10 protein-coding genes are annotated in these 15450 nt (G+C 30.5%); 9 read left to right on the forward strand and 1 reads right to left on the reverse strand.

The window, feature by feature from the left end:
* Positions 1-3 precede the first annotated feature (3 nt).
* The 6 genes from TVTCOM_RS01545 to rlmD all read left to right on the forward strand — a co-directional run bounded on the left by TVTCOM_RS01545 (position 4) and on the right by rlmD (position 10742).
* A complete protein-coding gene (locus tag TVTCOM_RS01545; protein WP_434798100.1) occupies positions 4-3534 on the forward strand; it encodes a DNA polymerase III subunit alpha in 3531 nt (1176 codons plus the stop codon).
* A gap of 156 nt (positions 3535-3690) precedes the next feature.
* Positions 3691-4650, forward strand: a complete 960-nt coding sequence (gene pfkA / locus TVTCOM_RS01550; RefSeq protein WP_434798101.1) for a 6-phosphofructokinase — start codon at positions 3691-3693, stop codon at positions 4648-4650.
* A 23-nt stretch (positions 4651-4673) separates the two neighbouring features.
* A complete protein-coding gene (pyk, locus tag TVTCOM_RS01555) occupies positions 4674-6434 on the forward strand; it encodes a pyruvate kinase (RefSeq protein ID WP_434798102.1) in 1761 nt (586 codons plus the stop codon).
* A gap of 308 nt (positions 6435-6742) precedes the next feature.
* Positions 6743-8308: a sodium-dependent transporter gene (locus TVTCOM_RS01560; RefSeq protein WP_434798103.1), complete on the forward strand. Its 1566-nt coding sequence runs from the start codon at positions 6743-6745 to the stop codon at positions 8306-8308.
* A gap of 308 nt (positions 8309-8616) precedes the next feature.
* Positions 8617-9309, forward strand: a complete 693-nt coding sequence (locus tag TVTCOM_RS01565; RefSeq protein ID WP_434798104.1) for a hypothetical protein — start codon at positions 8617-8619, stop codon at positions 9307-9309.
* Positions 9310-9383: 74 nt separating this feature from the next.
* The gene (rlmD, locus tag TVTCOM_RS01570) at positions 9384-10742 is read left to right on the forward strand and encodes a 23S rRNA (uracil(1939)-C(5))-methyltransferase RlmD (protein WP_434798105.1); all 1359 of its coding nucleotides are present in this window, start codon (positions 9384-9386) and stop codon (positions 10740-10742) included.
* Between the two features lie 183 nt (positions 10743-10925).
* Here rlmD and istB read toward each other — a convergent pair whose 3' ends face one another.
* Positions 10926-11564, reverse strand: a complete 639-nt coding sequence (istB, locus tag TVTCOM_RS01575) for an IS21-like element helper ATPase IstB (protein ID WP_434798106.1) — start codon at positions 11562-11564, stop codon at positions 10926-10928.
* A 275-nt stretch (positions 11565-11839) separates the two neighbouring features.
* Between istB and TVTCOM_RS01580 the strand changes: the two genes are divergently transcribed.
* The 3 genes from TVTCOM_RS01580 to TVTCOM_RS01590 all read left to right on the forward strand — a co-directional run bounded on the left by TVTCOM_RS01580 (position 11840) and on the right by TVTCOM_RS01590 (position 14087).
* The gene (locus tag TVTCOM_RS01580) at positions 11840-11965 is read left to right on the forward strand and encodes a hypothetical protein (RefSeq protein WP_434798107.1); all 126 of its coding nucleotides are present in this window, start codon (positions 11840-11842) and stop codon (positions 11963-11965) included.
* Positions 11966-12475: 510 nt separating this feature from the next.
* Positions 12476-13084: a DUF421 domain-containing protein gene (locus TVTCOM_RS01585; protein ID WP_434798108.1), complete on the forward strand. Its 609-nt coding sequence runs from the start codon at positions 12476-12478 to the stop codon at positions 13082-13084.
* A gap of 97 nt (positions 13085-13181) precedes the next feature.
* On the forward strand, positions 13182-14087 hold the full coding sequence (locus tag TVTCOM_RS01590; protein ID WP_434798109.1) for a multicopper oxidase family protein: 906 nt from the start codon (positions 13182-13184) through the stop codon (positions 14085-14087).
* The last annotated feature ends 1363 nt before the right edge of the window (positions 14088-15450 follow it).

A 15450-nucleotide genomic window follows, 5' to 3' on the forward strand; every position in this document is an offset into this window, starting at 1 on the left:
ATAATGAATAAAGATTTTATTCATCTTCATGTGCATACGGAGTACAGTTTATTAGATGGATTTTCCAGACTAGATAAACTGATAGGTAGAGCAAAAGAGCTAAATATGAAAGCTATTGCCATAACAGACCATGGTTGTATGTTTGGAGCTATAGATTTTTATAAAAAAGCAAAAAAAGCAGGAATAAAGCCTGTTATAGGATGTGAAGTATATACAGCATCTCGTGGCTTAAGAGATAAAGACCCAAACTACGATAAAAGATATGGTCATTTAGTGTTATTGGCTGAAAATATGATAGGATATAAAAATTTAATAAAATTAGTTTCAACATCTTATGTTGAAGGATTTTATTACAAGCCAAGAGTTGATATAGAAGAATTAAAAAAACATAGCGAGGGGATTATAGCGTTATCGGCTTGTTTAGCAGGTGATGTATCAAATAATATCTTAAATAGAAATTATGAAGAAGCTAAAAGATTTGCTTTACTATATAGAAAAATATTTGGAGAAAATAATTTTTATTTAGAAATTCAAGATCATCATTTGCCAGAGCAAAAAGAAGTAAATGCAGGATTAGTTAAATTATCAAAGGAAACAGGCATACCTCTTGTTGCTACAAATGACCTGCACTACGTAAATAAAGAAGATGCAAAAACTCATGATGTACTTATGTGTATACAAATGGGCAAAACTTTAAACGATCCAAGTAGAATGAAATTTGGTAGTAATGAGTTTTATTTAAAGTCAAGAGAAGAGATGGAAGAACTTTTCCCTTATGCAATAGAGGCTTTAGATAATACAGTTAAAATTGCAGAAAGATGCAATGTTGAATTTGATTTTAATACTTATCATTTACCAAAATACGATGTACCAGAAGGTTACACAACAGAAAGTTACTTAAGAGAATTATGTTTTAAAGGACTAGAGGAAAGATATGATAATCCTACTCAAGAAGCAATAGATCGATTAGATTATGAAATTGATGTAATTTCAAAAATGGGATATATAGAGTATTTCTTAATTACTTGGGATTTTATAAATTATGCAAAAGAAAATAATATAATGGTTGGTCCAGGAAGAGGTAGTGCGGCAGGTTCTATAGTTGCATATACTTTGAGAATAACTGATATAGACCCAATTAAGTATTCACTGCTGTTTGAACGTTTCTTGAACCCAGAACGTGTATCTATGCCCGATATAGATATAGACTTTTGCTATGAAAGAAGAGAAGAAGTTATAGATTATGTTAAGCGAAAGTATGGTGATGACCATGTTGCTCAGATTATAACCTTTGGAACTATGAAGGCAAAAGCTGCCATAAGAGATGTTGGTAGGGTACTAGATATTCCTTATAACAAAGTCGATAAAATAGCAAAAGAAATTCCTTTTGACTTAGGAATGACAATAGATAAAGCGTTGGAGGTTAATACAGAGCTAAGAGACTTATATGAACAAGATTCTGAAACTAAAGAAGTAATAGACATTTCTAAACAGATGGAAGGAATGTTACGTCATGCATCTACCCATGCAGCAGGTGTGGTTATATCAAAAAATCCTGTAGACGAATATGTACCTTTGTACAAGCATCAAGAGTCTGTGAGTACGCAGTTTACAATGACAACACTAGAAGAGTTAGGTCTTTTAAAAATGGATTTCTTAGGACTTAGAACCCTTACGGTAATAAGGGATGCTCTTGATTTAATAGAAAAGAAATATGGAAAAAGAATAGATTTTTCATCAATGGATTACAACGATTCAAAGGTTTATGAGTTACTTTCTTCAGGAAACACCTTAGGAGTGTTTCAGTTGGAAAGTTCAGGTATGAGAAGTTTCATGAAGCAGCTTAAACCAAGTAACTTTGAAGATATAGTTGCGGGTATATCTTTGTATAGACCTGGTCCTATGGATTCTATACCAACATATATAGAAAATAAACACAACCCAGATAAAATAACATATATACATGAAAGCTTAAGACCTATACTGGAAGTTTCTTATGGTTGTTTAGTTTACCAAGAACAAGTTATGCAAGTTGTTAGGGATTTAGCTGGATATAGTTATGGTCGTAGCGATTTAGTTAGAAGAGCTATGGGTAAAAAGAAAATGGATGTAATGGAAGAAGAAAGACAGTATTTCATACATGGAAAAGAAGACGAAAATGGAAATCTTGAAATACAAGGTTGCGTAAGAAATGGTGTTCCTGAAGATATAGCAAATAAAATATTCGATGATATGATAGACTTTGCAAAATACGCCTTCAATAAATCTCATGCAGCAGCATACGGAGTCGTATCTTATGAAACTGCATATTTAAAAGCCTATTATCCAGTGGAATTTATGGCAGCATTAATTACAAGTGTTATGGGTAACACAGATAAAGTTGTTGAATATATAAGAGAATGTAGTGTTTTAGAAATAGAAATATTAAAACCAGACATTAATAAAAGTTTTGGAAAATTCTCTGTTGAGGGACACAATATTAGATTTGGTTTAGCAGCTGTTAAAAATGTTGGTATAAATGTAATAAATAATATTATTAAAGAAAGAGAAGGAAACGGTGAATTTAAAGATTTTGCTGATTTAGTAAAAAGATTAGATTCAAAAGATTTAAATAAAAGGGTATTAGAAAGTTTAATTAAATGTGGAGCCTTTGACAATATTAGTGATAATAGAGCCAGTCTAATGATGGGATATGAAAAATTATTAGAAAGTGTATCTATGGATAGAAAGAAAAATGTTAAAGGACAAATTTCTTTATTTGACGGTCTTCAAATGGGAGAAGAAACTGTGGAAGTTGAGCAGGAAGTTAGTTCAATGCCTAAGGTAAATGAATTTGAAGAGAGGGAAAGACTGGCATTAGAAAAAGAAGTTCTTGGAATGTATGTTAGTGGTCATCCTCTTGGAGAATATGAAAAAGAATTAAAAAATAATACATCTATAGACAATGGAAAAATTAATGCATTGAAAGAAGATATGGAAGCATATTTAAATTTAGACGAAAAAGAAGTTGTTTTAGGTGGAATGGTTGTTAATAAGAGAATACAAACAACTAAGAGAAATGATATTATGGCATTTTTAGAGTTGGAAGATTTATATGGAACTATTGAAGTTATTGTATTTCCACAAGTTTTAAAACAATATAATACTATTTTAAATGAGGATAATATTATTTATATAAAAGGAAAGCTTAGTATAAAAGAAGAAGAAAGTGCAAAACTTATAGCTAGAGAAATTAAAGATATAAGTGATAGTGATAATTTCAAAATTAACAATCAAAATAATGTATACACAAAAAATAAAAAGCCACAAGCTACAGGTGTTTTTATAAAAGTAGATAATATGAATAACCAGCAACTTATTAATTCTATAGAAAAAATATTACTTCAGCATAAGGGAAGTCAAGGTGTTTACATATGTATAGAACACCCTAGAAGAATGTTTAAGTGGACTGATATGGAAGTTAGTATAAACTCAGACTTACAATCTAAATTACAAGAACTATTAGGTATGGAAAACGTAAAGGTTAAAAATTAGTATAAATTGATGTTTTATATAAAAACAGGTGGAAATTTGTGATATAATACACAATATATATAGGTGAAAATGTTTTTGTAAAATTAATAAGAACATGTATACCTAGGGAGTAAAAAATTACAACTCTAAGGATTAGGATTATTAGGAGGTCGTACTATGAAGACAATAGGAATATTGACTAGTGGTGGGGATGCACCAGGAATGAATGCAGCTATTAGAGCTGTTGTTAGATCAGCCATATACTATGGATGTAAAGTTTATGGTATTAATAGAGGATATAAAGGTCTTATTGAATCTGATTTAGTTGAGATGAATTTATCGTCAGTTGGAGACATCATACACAGAGGTGGAACAATACTTAAATCATCAAGATGTGAAGAGTTTAGAACTGAAGAAGGAAGACAAAAAGCAGTTAAAATTCTTAAAAAATATGGAATAGACTGTTTAGTTGTAATAGGTGGAGATGGTTCTTTTATGGGAGCACAAAAACTTAGTGACTTAGGTTTCCCAGCTATCGGTATACCAGGAACAATTGATAATGATTTAGCTTATACAGATTATACAATAGGTTTCGATACAACATTAAACACTATAGTAGATGCTATAAGTAAAATAAGAGATACTTCTTCTTCTCATGAAAGAGTTAATATAGTTGAAGTTATGGGAAGACATTGTGGTGATTTAGCTTTATATGCAGGTTTAGCTGGTGGAGCTGAAACAATAATAGTACCAGAAATAGAGTATAAAATAGAAGATATCTGCTTAAGACTAGAGACTACTAAAAAAAGAGGTAAGAGACACAGTATAATAGTATTGGCAGAAGGTGTTGGAAATGCTAATGATATTGGAAAAGAAATAGTTGAAAGAACTGGGGCAGACCTTAGAGTAACAGTATTAGGACATGTTCAAAGGGGTGGAAGTCCAACAGTTTCAGATCGTTTATTAGCAAGTAGATTAGGAGTAAGAGCAGTTGAATTACTTCTAGATGGTAAATCTGCTAGGGTAGTAGGAATAAGAGATGATAAGATAATGGATATGGAAATACATGAAGCTTTAGCTATGAAAAAAGATTTTGATAAGCAAAGTTACCAAATGGCTCAAATACTATCTATATAATACATTTAGGAGGATATAATATAATGCTTAAAAGTGCTAAGAAAACAAAAATAGTTTGTACTTTAGGACCGGCTTCTCAAAGTGAAGAAACATTAACTAAATTAATGGAAAATGGTCTTAATGTTTGTAGATTTAACTTCTCTCACGGTTCTCACGAAGAACATAAGGAAAGAATGGATGCTGTAAAAAAAGTTAGAGAAAAACTTAACAAATCAGTTGCAATATTACTAGATACTAAAGGTCCAGAAATAAGAACTGGAAACTTTGCAGATCCAGAAGTTTTTCTTGAAGAAGGAAGTAAATTTACAATAACTATGGCAGATGTTGTGGGAACAAAAGAAATCTGTACAGTTAGTTACAAAGGATTAGCTGATGATGTTGTAAAAGGCGACTTAATATTAATAGATGATGGTCTTGTTGGACTAAGGGTTGACGAGGTTGCTGGTGAAGAAATTTACTGTATAGTTGAAAATTCAGGTATAGTTAAAAACCACAAAGGTGTAAACGTTCCCGGTGTAAAAATAAACTTACCAGCATTAACTCCTAAAGATATATCAGATATAGAATTTGGTATAACTCAAGGAATAGATTTTATAGCGGCTTCATTTGTTAGAAAAGCAGCTGATGTTCTTGCTATAAGAGAAGTCCTAGAAAATAACGATGCTACTTATATACAAATAATATCAAAAATAGAAAACCAAGAAGGTGTAGATAATTTAGATGAAATACTACAAGTTTCTGATGGCTTAATGGTTGCTAGAGGTGACTTGGGAGTTGAAATACCAACTGAAGAAATGCCAATAGTACAAAAAGAGATGATAAAAAAATGTAACGAATTAGGTAAACCAGTTATAACAGCTACTCAAATGCTTGATTCTATGATAAGAAACCCAAGACCTACAAGAGCTGAAGTAACTGACGTTGCAAATGCTATATATGATGGAACAGATGCAATCATGTTATCAGGAGAAACTGCTGCAGGTAAATATCCAGTAGAAGCTGTTAAAACAATGGCTACAATAGCTAAAAGAATAGAAGAAACTCTAGATTATGATAATATTTTAAGAAGCAAAGGATTAAACAATACAAATGTTACAGATGCAATAAGTTATGCTACTTGCACAACAGCTAAAAGTTTAACTGCTTCAGGAATAGTTACATCAACATCTTCAGGGCATACAGCTAGAATGGTTTCTAAATTTAGACCAAATACTCCAATTATAGCAGCTACTCCAAACGAAAGAACTAGTAGACAGTTATCATTAAGTTGGGGTGTTTATACAGTAAACTGCCAACAAGCAGGAAATACAGATGATCTTATCGATAACTCAATAGAAGCAAGTAAAAACGAAGGATTTATCCATGATGGAGAGTTAGTTGTTATAACTGCTGGAGTTCCAACTGGAGTAAGCGGAACAACTAACTTAATAAAAGTACATGTTGTAAGTGAAGAAATATGCCAAGGGATAGGTATAGGAAGAACTACAATTGAAGGTAACGTACGTATAGTTAAAAGTGGAGAAACGTGTGAGAATTTCAATGAAGGAGATATATTAGTTACTAGCATGACTGATAAAGAAATGAATCCATATATAGAAAAAGCTGCTGCAATTGTAACAGAAGATGGTGGAATGACTTCTCATGCTGCCATAGTTGGAATAAACTTAGGAAAACCAGTTATCGTATCTGCTACAAACATATTATCAAGTGTTGAAGATGGGGAAATAATAACAGTTGATACTACAAGAGGTGCTGTATACAGAGGTTCAAGTAGAGTTTTATAAGAATAAAATAAAAAAATAATTAATATATTTTAATATAGTACATTAATATTTTATTAAAACATGATTTATATAGTTATATGCTAAAAATAAATTCTAAGAGAATTATTGCATGTTTTAATAAATGATGGTACTATTATATAAAATGACCACTCAGATAATACCAAAGTCTTAGTGGTTATTTTTATAAATTGAATAATCAGAATATTTACAAAAATGTGAATATATCGACAAAATAAAGGGTTTTAATCTGGTTATTTCTTTTAGGTTTTATTTTCCGTCATACAAAAATAAAAAGGAGGGAGTAACAAATGGCAGAAAACAGAGAACAATGGGGTTCTAAGATAGGTCTTATCTTAGCAATGGCAGGGAATGCTGTTGGATTAGGGAATTTCTGGAGATTCCCGTATATAGCTGCTACAAATGGTGGTGGCGCATTTATGATACCATACTTCTTTGCTCTAATAGTTATAGGTATACCTGTAATGTTAATAGAATGGAGTATAGGTCGTTATGGTGGAGCTCATGGACATGGAACAGTAGGTCCAATGATTTATTTACAAGCTAAAAAAGCTGTAAAACCAAAAACTGCAATTATACTTGGAGCTCTTGCTGGAGCTATAGCATTTGGAGTTACATTATTAGTTAACTCTTATTATACTCATATCATAGGATGGGCATTAGGATATGCAGTACAATCATTAACTGGTGGTTATGTAGGCGTTGATGGTTCTACATTCTTCGTAAATTATATAACTGACCCTAAAATGTTAATATTCTGGGTAATATCACTAGCTTTACTTGGATGGGCTGTAATGAAAGGTGTATCTGATGGGATAGAAGCTTGGGCTAAAGTAATGATGCCAACAATATATATATTTGGTATTATACTTGTTATAAGAGCTTTAACATTAGGTGCTCCAGTTAATCCTGATTGGTCATCAATGCATGGATTAAACTTCGTATGGAATCCAGATTTAAGTAAATTAACTTCTGCTTCAGTAGTAACTGCAACAGGACAAATATTCTTCACATTATCTTTAGGTATGGGTATTATTTGTAACTATGCTTCTTACCTACAAGCTGATGAAGATATAGTAGCTGCTTCTGTTGCTACAGTATCATTAAATGAATTTGCTGAAGTTATACTTGCTGGTACTTCTGTTATACCTATTTCATATGCGTTCCTTGGACCAGAAGGTATAAAAGGTAGTATAGGACTTGCATTTATGGCTTTACCAAATGTATTTACAGGTATGACTGGTGGTAGAATATTTGGTGCTGTATGGTTCTTCTTATTATTCTTTGCTGGATTTACTTCAGCTATAGCAATGTATAACTATTTAGTTGCATTACTAGAAGAAGATTTAGGAATAGAAAGAAAGAAAGGTGCTTGGATTATATTCGTAGCATATTTAATAGTTGGTACTCCAATAGCATTAGAATGTGTTATGACAGGTGAAGCTAACTTAGTTTACTTTACAGAAGTTGATAACTGGATAGGAAACTACTTATTAATTGTTCTTGGATTAATAGAAGTTGTAGTTGTAGCTTGGTTAGTTAAAGATCCTGCATTAGAAGAAATAAATAAAGGTGGATTATGGAAAGTACCAAAATGGTTCTTTAGATTATTCCATCAATTCTTAACACCAGTTTCTATAATTATATTCTTAGCTATATTTACTAAAGACTATTATCTAGCAGGTAACTTTAAAGCAGTACCTTCTTATATTGCAGAAATACCAGATTATGCAGTATGGGTAAATCTTGCTAGAGCAGTCGTTGTTGTTGTATTAGTAGCTGGATTTATACAAACATATAAATCTATCAAATCTAAATACAGTTCAGAAATACAAAATAATAAGGTAGAAGCTTAATAAAATTTTAATCTTATTATAGATTAAATTTAAAGGATGGTGAATATAATGACAGGAGCTGCGTGGACTTTTATGTTAATAGTGTGGGTTATTATATTAGGTTGTAGTGGAATAGCATTAAATAAAATAATAAACCACGGGAAATAGAATTTTAACCATAAGATAGTTTGAATAAAGAGAGCCCTACAACTTTGTAGGGTTCTTTATATAAATAATAAAGATATACAAAAAAGAACTTATAAATAATATTATGAAAATGTAGAAGTAATAGTGCCTATATAGTATCATAAATATAAGGGGGTGCTTGTATGAGTACAGGATTAGTAGTTATGACGATTAGCCAATTAATCTCTGAATTAAAGAAGTTGAAGGGCGTAAAAGAAAGAAAAAGACAAAAATATTTGTCTGATTTGGAAAAGTTAAAATCTGAATACGAGCAGGTAGAAGTACAAGAATATTTTAATAAACAATATAATCAGCTTAATGGAAAAGGTAAAGAATTAATTAAGGATATGAGAATGGGTAGAGATACTCAGGGCATTGAAAATGAGTTGCCAGTATATATAAGATATTTAAAAGCATCTTTAAGAGACTTTAAAGGTGAAACAAATGTATTAAAGAACTATTTATTAGCGTTTTATTTAACTGCAGCATTATTTTTAGCTTTAACGCCTCAATTTTACGGATATATGTTACCCTTATTATTTTTAGTACCAATCATATTGGGAGTTAAAGGTAGTAAACAAAGATCAATAAATGGATTTTATATGAGCATGAGTATAGTTCCTATGGGAATTATGACAGCTGTTACATGGATGAGATATGGATACCAAGCAATGCAAAACTTTAATTATTATGTTGGGCAAATTGTAAGTAGTGGATTATCACAAGGTTTTGCTGAAAAGCTAGTGTACATAGGCTCTATAGGAGGAGTTATTTTATTTATACTTGCATGTACACAATTTTATCTAGGATTAAAAAATAGAGATTTATTTATATAAGGGCTTTAATAGTCCTTATTTTTTTGATAAAATAAATGTTTGAAGTCTAAATTTAATTGTGCGGAGGAAAGCCTATGTTATCAAAAGATAAGATGTACGTTGTAGAGATAGTTGATATAGGTCAAGGTGGAGTTGGAATTGGTAAATTTGAAGGATTTACAGTTTTTGTAGATGGCGGATTAGTAAAAGACAAGGTTAAAGTTAAGATAACTAAATCAAAAAAGAACTATGCCGTTGGAGAAATAGTAGAAATACTAGAACCATCACCATATAGAGTTGAAAGGAAATGTAGTAAAGAACTTAAAGAATGTGGTGGATGTCAAATTCAAGAATTAGACTACAAAGAACAACTTAATATAAAAACTAATGAAGTTAAACAGGTTATAAGTAGAATTGGAAAACTTGATGATGTGGTAATTCATAATGCTTTAGGAATGGAAGAACCTTTTAGATATAGAAATAAGGCTCAATTTCCTATTCAAAAAGTGGATGGAGTACCTATAATTGGTTTTTATAAAAAGAAGAGCCATGATATTATACCTACAGACCAATGTATTATACAACATGATGTAAATGATAAAATAATTAAAATAATTAAAACTTATATAAGAGCTTATAAAGTTAGTATATATGATGAAAAAACTCATACAGGAGTTTTAAGGCATTTAGTAACAAAGGTAGGTTTTACTACTAAAGAAGTTATGGTAGTATTAGTTGCCAACGGAAGAAAATTGCCATATTTAAATGAATTAGCATCTGTACTAAAGGAAAATATTCCAGGATTTAAAACTTTAGTAGTTAACGTAAATAGGGAAAAAACAAATGTAATATTAGGTAATGAAAATAGAGTAATTTATGGAGATGGAAAGATTAATGATAATATCGGAGATTTAGTATTTGAAATATCACCATTATCATTCTTCCAAGTTAATCCTGTTCAAACGGAAGTACTATATAATAAAGCATTAGAATATGCTAACTTAGGAGAAAATGATACAGTATTTGATATATACTGTGGAATCGGAACTATTTCATTATTTTTAGCACAAAAAGCTAAAAAAGTGTACGGAATAGAGATTGTAGAAGAAGCAATAAAAGATGCAAAAATAAATGCGAAGATAAATAATTTAGAGAATGTAGAATTCTATGTAGGAAAAGCTGAAGAGGTCGTTCCAAAGATGTATAAACAAGGGAAACGTGCTAATGTAGTAGTTGTTGACCCACCTAGAAAAGGTTGTGATGAAAAAGTATTAGATACAATTGTATCCATGCAACCAGACAGAGTAGTTTATGTGTCATGTAATCCATCAACTTTAGCGAGAGATTTAAATTATCTAGATGAAAGAGGATATAAATGTTTAGAGGTACAACCAGTAGATATGTTCCCTCATAGTGTTCACGTGGAATGTGTAGCTTTGATAGAGAAAAAATAGGCTGATATCAAAAACTTTGAAAATTTCTAATTGAATATGGAAGTTTATTTTATGTTCTAACAAATATACTTTTTATTGATTTGCACCCTATAGGGTGCATTTTTGTGTAAAAATAAACAAATGTAAATTACAATATATTTTTGTATAAAAAATAGAAAATAATTATGTACAAAAAATCTAATTTTAAGAATTGCTAGAAGAAGAACTATCTAAATAATTAAGCTTAGATTTTAATCTATATGATGGACCTTTTATTGAAATAATATGAGAATTATGAAGTAACCTATCTAAAATAGCATTAGCTATAGTTGGAGATCCAACGATGTTACTCCATTTTGAAAAATTAGAATTAGTAGTTATTATGGTACAATGCCTTTCATATCTTTTCGAAATTATCTGAAAAAGTAGATTTGCAGTATCAGTATCTATTGGTAAAGTTTTAATTTCATCAGCAATTAAAACTTTATACTTTGAAAAGTGTTTAAGTCTAGCGTCTAATCTGTTTTCGGCTAACGCCTTTTTAAGTTGCTGAATCAATTCTTGAAAAGGTATAAAATATGTAGAATATCTATTTATGGCACTTTTGATTCCAATGGAGGTAGCAAGATGAGTCTTGCCAACTCCAGATGTTCCTGCTAATAATATATTTTCATTATTCTCTGTAAATCTAAACGTAGATAAATCTAAAATTTCTTGTTTATTTACAGCTGATTGAAATGTAAAGTTAAAGTCTTCCAAGGTTTTGATAAATGGAAAGTTTATAACTTTTATACATGCTGTTTTATCTCTTTCCTTTTTAGCATTTATTTCTAGATTACTCAAGTCATAAATTATATTATCAAACAAAATTTCTGAAGGTACACCTCAGGTGGCTTTAAATAATGATATTAGACATTCGAATAAATCTTGTTGAGTTTTTGTTTTTCTATATTCAAAATTACAATACCTAGAATTTCCTGATTTATAGTTGAATATACTTATTATGAATTCCTCGTTATTTTTTGATTTGATATATTTGATAAAATTTGAGTACAATTCAATATCGTAGTTTCTATCTAAGAGATATTCATATACAGCTTTCGCTGTTATTCCACTTATTGAAATTAGATTATGCCACAGTTGATAATCCTTTTGTGAGAAGAGCTATTTGTAGACACTGTGGTAGCATCTTTGGTAGAAAGGCATGGAACTCCAACAATGAAAGACTTAGAAGAATTATTTAGAGATGTAATAAGAAGTAAACTGTAAAAGGTGAGAAGATCTGTGAGAATAAGCAGAGCAGATAGATGATAGTGTTTTATACCAAACTTTTATAAATATCTTTAATTCAATGATTGAAAATAAGAATTATTTTATGGAGAAGTGGAAGGAACATTTAAAAAGTGATAGCTTGCTTTAAAGATATAAGGCAAAACAGTTTATGAAAAAAATAGAAAATGCAGAACCAATAGGAGAATTTGATATGGATTTGTATTTTAGCATTATTGAAAGGATGACTGTGTTTTAAGATAATAGGATTATTGTGACGCTGTTAGACGGTACGGAGATTGAATGCGAGATTGAATAAAACAAGAATTCCGGTTAAGGTTATAATTAACTTTGACCGGATTCTTTTTTATTAAACTAAAGATATATAAAGCTTCTTAACTATAGTTCACAATTGATAGAATAAACGGATATATATTTGCGATACTAAGGAGTAGTGAGAAAAGTTGATATAAGGAGGAGAATATATGGATTTAAATTGGATTTGGCAGTCAACGCTAATATTTATTGTTGGAACCTTTATATTAAGATTAGGCGGACGAAAATCTATTTCACAGATGACAATATCTCAAGTTATAGTAATGATAGGACTGGGCTCATTGCTTGTTCAGCCTGTATCAGGTAAGGGACTACTTATTACCTTTCTAGTAGCACTAGTACTAACAGTTTTAATGATAATATTCGAGTATTTAGAGATAAAGATAGACTTTTTAGAAACCTTTATTTCAGGGAAGTCTGTGATTGTTGTTGAAAATGGTAAACCAATTCTTAAAAATTTGAAGAGGCTTAGAATGTCTATTGACAGGCTGGAAACTCGTCTAAGACAGTCTGGCATTTCTTCAATAGAGGATGTGAAATATGCTACCATCGAAGTAAGCGGTCAGCTTGGCTATGAGCTCATGGATAATAAAAAGCCTTTAACACAGGAGGATTTTATTAAGCTGATGAAGGAGATGACTGAACTGAAAAATATTATTAATAACCATACCAAATCTCAAAATAATCAGAATCAAGTCAATAATATCTTTGAGGAGATTAAAACTGAAAAATTTAAAGGTAACAAAAATGAGCCATAAGTGGTTGTTGTAACATATAACAAAGCCAAATCATAATATGAAATGAACTGTAAAATAGTTAGTTCGCAGTTTCAGAAATTTTATGAGGAGGCTTTTAATGAATACTTGGGAAATGCGGCTTAAATCTCCAGATGTACCATTTGCTAAATATACTTATAGAAACAATACGAGACATTTTCATTTAATAGCAGAACCTATAAAACACAACATACTTAAGAATATTACCATAGATGCTATTGGATATAATGGTTCAACACCAGGACCTGTAATTGTGATCAAGCAAGGAGAGTGGATTAACTTAACTGTAGAAAATAGGTTAGATAAACCTACAGCTTTGCATGTTCATGGGCTTTCAAAGCCAAACTGTCAGGATGGTGCGCCAGATATAGAACCCTGCACCAAAAAGATTATGCCAGGTGAAAGTTTTACCTATAGATTTTTAGCATGGCAGGTAGGAACATTTTTCTATCACTCTACTATGGAACAGCAGGCAGCACAGGGACTGATAGGGGCATTTGTTATATTACCTACAGAAGAAAAAATGATGGACATGGAGATTCCCTATGCAGACTATATATTATTACTTCAGCAGTGGGAAATACCGCAACTTTCACTCGGCAAGGTGTATCCTGGAATATATAAGCCTAATGAGTTTGATAGAAACCCCAATTTTTTCACTATCAACGGCAAGGCTTTTCCAGACACTACACCACTTTATACAATATATAGAGAAAAGATAAGGATAAGATTCATAAATAAATCAAGCAATTCTCATTCAATGCACATACATGGTCACGATTTTGTTGTTGTTGCTGTAGATGGATTTTCGAGGAAAGAATTTGATGACACAATTGATGTTGCTTCGGGAAGGCGAATTGATGTTGAATTCCTGTCAAACAATCCTGGGATATGGCCAGTAAATGGTACAAAAACTTTCCATCAATCCAATAACGGGGAGTCCCCTGGTGGTATGATTACTAAACTTGTATATAAAGCAAAGTAATGCCAGATATATTATTTAAAGATATTAAATAATTCATATTAAAAATTAAACAATAATGCAAACGAAGGAAGCGAACTGGCTTCCTTCACTCTTGTATTATTTATGCGAAAAATCCTACTGCTATATAAGCTATAGTGGTAGTGATAACACTAGCTATGACATATGTGAACTATGTAACTAGGTGCTTTCTAAATGTAGTATCCGTCATTTGTGCAGATAGAGGAGATATTATATCTGTAACCGCTCTGCCTGACCACAATGTTCCAATCATAAAAGTAAGTAAGAAATCAAATTTATCGAGAATTTTGTCCTAAGTTAATATATGGGAATGAGTCAATAGATGATTATCAAATTATATTTATAAGTACACCTAATTGGTTTAAAACATTAGTTACGCCGGTTATGAGTTTTTTTAGATAACATGATTTTACAGGCAAAACAATAATTCCATTCTGTACTCATGATGATGAGTTTTGTCAAATTGAGAATGATACAGCAAAAGAGTGTACAAAATCAATTATTTTACCAGGCATTGCTGTAAATCGTATCGTTGAATCAGAAGAAGTCACAAAGTTATTGGAAACTCATTATGAAACATTAATTAGAATGTATTTCAAGTACATATAAATTGGTTAATAGATTTAAAAAATATATTAACCAATTTAGTGGACAGCATTTGAGGAATTTCCTCTACTAAGCAATTATATATTATTGTCAAAAGTAGATTTATTGACAAATATTTTTCAAAATTTTATAATTAAAATGTATTTCAAAATAAAAATATTGAGGTGATTAGTTAAAATGATTGTATAATCTTATCTGGTTTTAAAAGGTTACAGTAGTATAGATGAAGTACAACATATCTAAGAATTTAAGATATGTTATTTTATGTTAATCTAAACTACTATAAGTTTTGGATAGGACTATGATTGTGTCATGTTTAACTTATATTTATAGAGCAATCTTATTCTATTCTTATTGTTAAGATAGTTGTTTTGTATTATCTTTATATAGAATGATACTTATTAACCTTTCCCAAACTTGATAGTTAGGAAAGGTTTTTTGTTTCAGTTGAAAAATGAAAGGATGATAATTGTATGAATATAAAGATAAATGAGTATAGATTTCCAATGGAGCAATGTGTTTTATAGACAATCAAGGTAACAAAATAGGAAAAATTACTATAGTATGAGAATTTGTTGAATATACTTTATCAACAGAAAATGCCAAAGCACATGAGATTATTCCAGGTGAAGAAGAATTTTGGTTTACAAAATGGGGAAGTAATAAAATTGATCAGTTAATTTATTAGAAGTTTTGTAGTTTTTATAAGAAATGATAAGTAATAATAAATAAATTATAG

The organism is Terrisporobacter vanillatitrophus, assembly GCF_051148895.1.
Classification (GTDB): Bacteria; Bacillota; Clostridia; order Peptostreptococcales; family Peptostreptococcaceae; genus Terrisporobacter; species Terrisporobacter vanillatitrophus.